This window comes from Halobacillus sp., assembly GCF_049282395.1.
Lineage (GTDB): Bacteria > Bacillota > Bacilli > Bacillales > Halobacillaceae > Halobacillus.
The window spans coordinates 1-2,913 of the sequence record NZ_JBAPTY010000311.1 but is presented as its reverse complement, the minus strand read 5'-3'; the positions used below and the strand labels follow the sequence as shown (position 1 = coordinate 2,913).

Genomic DNA, 2,913 nt, shown 5'->3' with positions numbered 1-2,913 from the left:
TGGATCGAACATCAAGAAGCCTGGGCACCGCTCTTATTCATAGGTATTCATTTATTAAGGCCTTTTCTGTTTTTACCGGTGATGCTTGTGTGCATCACGGGAGGGGTATGGTTTGGTCCCATTGCGGGCACCGCTTATTCAGTTATTGGTACTATGTTATCAAGCCTTCTTTTCTATCGTACGATTCGGTTGGTTCCCTCAGGGTTGAAAAGGCTTCGAGGACTGAAGGAAAAGTGGATGAAAAAGAATGCTCACTTAACGGTTAAGCAAGTGGCTGTTCTTCGTTTGATTCCTTTTATTCATTTCAATTTACTATCCTACTGTTTATTGGAAATCAGCGCGGATTTCAAAGAATATGCAAAATCTTCCCTTTTTGCAAACTTTCCCTTAGCTGTGATCTACACGTCCATGGGGCAGTGGATTTCTTTATTGTCCATCCCTATGATGATAATTTTTTCAATTTTTTTAGTTGTATTAAGTTTTACAATCCGAAAGAAAATTGAAGTCTTTGTTTGGAAAGATTTCTTTCATACTGCTCCATGAAAAAAGGCTGCTCCACATCGTGGATCAGCCTTTTTTAATAATTGTCATCTAAAGGATGAATAATCAAGCGATTAATAGGATATTTCCACTCAATGGAGGCATAAGGGTAGCGTATAAGGATTTCCTGCTCTAGAAAATAAATGTCTTCTCGATCCAGTCCTTGAAGCCTTTCGGGCTCATGGGTGCTCACGTTAATCGTAACCACCTCAAAGGAATGCTCCGTCGTGCCTAAATATTTCTCTCCTTCAAATACAAACCCTTTGTAAGTCATAAGAAAGTTCTCTTTTGTATTTTCTTTGTTATCATGAAAATAAAATTCTTTTTTATCACGGGCCAGTTCCAGTTTCCTTCGTGGATTAACAGCAAATTTGTAGGCTGTATATAAGATGAATGCAATAGCAATTAGTAATAATATACGAAAAAGGATTATGATCATACTTATCGTCTCCCTATTTTTGGGTTAGTAGTTTATATACGTTTTGAAGTGTCGTTTTGTTTCAAAAAATGATACATTTATTAAGGATACGCTTTTGGGAAGGAGTCAGATCTTATGAATTGGGAAACCTTATACCTTATGCAGGAAAAGCTTGATCATTATATTGAAACACATCATCAACTGAATAGCTCAGAAAACATAAAAGAAAAGGTCCTGGCTCTTCAAGTGGAATTAGGTGAATTAGCAAACGAAACGCGCTGCTTTAAATTCTGGAGTACCAAGCAAGCTAGTGCGAAAGAAGTGATTTTAGAAGAATATGTAGATGGTCTTCATTTTATTTTATCCTTAGGGCTGGACCTGGGGCACCGGTATGAGTCGCAGCCTGTTACACCTTTTGCATCACAAACAGAAGCTTTTCTAGCGGTGTATTCCCTCATAGAACAGTTTCGTAACCATACAAATGACGAAAATTATAAGAAATTATTTGGAAGTTACCTTAGCCTGGGGGAGACGCTGGGATTTAGTGAAGCTGAACTGGTTCGTGCGTATCATGCTAAAAATGAAGTGAATTATGAGCGGCAGGATCAGGGATATTAAGAGCAAAGAGACGCAATTTTTTGTGAAATCGCTTGAAAAGATATATAATAACACATGGAAATAAAAAGGAGGAATTATTACATATGGCTAAAAAAGATGAAACACTGACCATGCTGAAAGACCTTACAGATGCTAAGGGTGTACCGGGAAATGAAAGGGAAGCTCGTGAAGTAATGAAAAGGTATATTACACCTTTCGCTGATGAGGTATTTACAGACAATCTTGGCAGCTTGATTGCTAAGAAGACTGGAGATAAAAAAGGTCCGAGTGTCATGGTTGCGGGGCACTTGGATGAGGTGGGCTTCATGGTTACCCGTATTGATGATCATGGCTACGTTTATTTCCAAACGGTCGGGGGCTGGTGGAGTCAGGTAATGCTTGCCCAGCGTGTTACTCTTATGACAAGAAAGGGAGACCTGACGGGTGTTATTGGCTCGAAGCCTCCGCATATTCTTCCTGCTGAGCAGCGTAAGAAACCAGTGGAAATCAAAGATATGTTTATCGATATCGGTGCTTCAAGCCGGGAAGAGGCTGAAGAATTTGGAGTGAAGCCTGGGGACTCTGTGGTTCCATACTTCGAATTCACTCAGATGAAAAATGAAAAAATGCTTCTGGCTAAAGCGTGGGATAACCGAATTGGCTGTGCTATCGCTATTGAGGTTTTAAAACGTCTAAAAGGTGAAAAGCACCCGAACGTGGTTTATGGTGTAGGGACGGTACAGGAAGAGGTAGGGCTTCGTGGTGCCCGTACATCTGCGAACCTGATTAATCCAGATATCGCCTTTGGTGTAGACGTAGGAATTGCAGGCGATACCCCTGGCGTGTCCGATAAGGATGCCTCCAGTAAAATGGGAGATGGGCCTCAGATCATTTTGTATGATGCGTCTATGATTTCTCATAAGGGCTTACGTGACTTTGTGACGGATACGGCTGATAAGAATCAAATACCTTATCAATTTGATTCTCTTGCAGGCGGAGGTACAGACTCTGGAGCGATCCACTTGAGTCATGACGGAGTACCTGCTCTTTCCATTACGATTGCCACCCGCTATATTCATTCTCATGCAGCTATGCTTCACCGTGATGACTTCGAAAATGCAGTTAGTTTGATTGTAGAAGTGATTAAGGAACTGGATGCAGATAAAGTTCAGGAGATTACTTTCCAATAAAAGAAAAAGAAGACCAGTCCAAATGGGACTGGTCTTTGTTATGGTGTGCCCGGCATGGGTATAAACTATAGGGTTCAAGTCCCGATCGGCGAAGGTCGTTGTAGCCGTTAGTCAAAGGCAAGGGTGTCCAGGGTGACCTGGAATCTGAAGGAAGCCGGAGACAAATTT

Annotated in this window: 4 protein-coding genes; 3 read left to right on the top strand and 1 reads right to left on the bottom strand. The window is 41.2% G+C overall.

What is annotated here, in order from left to right:
- The coding region (locus WAM07_RS13280; RefSeq protein WP_422167564.1) for a TVP38/TMEM64 family protein at nt 1–543 on the top strand (543 nt) is incomplete at its 5' end.
- A gap of 34 nt (nt 544–577) precedes the next feature.
- Here WAM07_RS13280 and WAM07_RS13275 read toward each other — a convergent pair.
- A complete protein-coding gene (locus tag WAM07_RS13275; RefSeq protein WP_014643968.1) occupies nt 578–979 on the bottom strand; it encodes a hypothetical protein in 402 nt (133 codons plus the stop codon).
- A gap of 114 nt (nt 980–1,093) precedes the next feature.
- Here WAM07_RS13275 and WAM07_RS13270 point away from each other — a divergent pair, with 114 nt between their 5' ends.
- Nucleotides 1,094–1,576, top strand: a complete 483-nt coding sequence (locus tag WAM07_RS13270; protein ID WP_422167562.1) for a dUTP diphosphatase — start codon at nt 1,094–1,096, stop codon at nt 1,574–1,576.
- An 83-nt stretch (nt 1,577–1,659) separates the two neighbouring features.
- A complete protein-coding gene (locus WAM07_RS13265; protein ID WP_224892963.1) occupies nt 1,660–2,745 on the top strand; it encodes a M42 family metallopeptidase in 1,086 nt (361 codons plus the stop codon).
- Nucleotides 2,746–2,913 lie beyond the last annotated feature (168 nt).

Excerpts from the sequence above, each read along its gene's own strand:
- WAM07_RS13275 (WP_014643968.1), bottom strand. The coding sequence starts at position 979 with ATGATCATAATCCTTTTTCGTATATTATTACTAATTGCTATTGCATTC.
- WAM07_RS13265 (WP_224892963.1), top strand. The coding sequence starts at position 1,660 with ATGGCTAAAAAAGATGAAACACTGACCATGCTGAAAGACCTTACAGAT.
- WAM07_RS13270 (WP_422167562.1), top strand. The coding sequence starts at position 1,094 with ATGAATTGGGAAACCTTATACCTTATGCAGGAAAAGCTTGATCATTAT.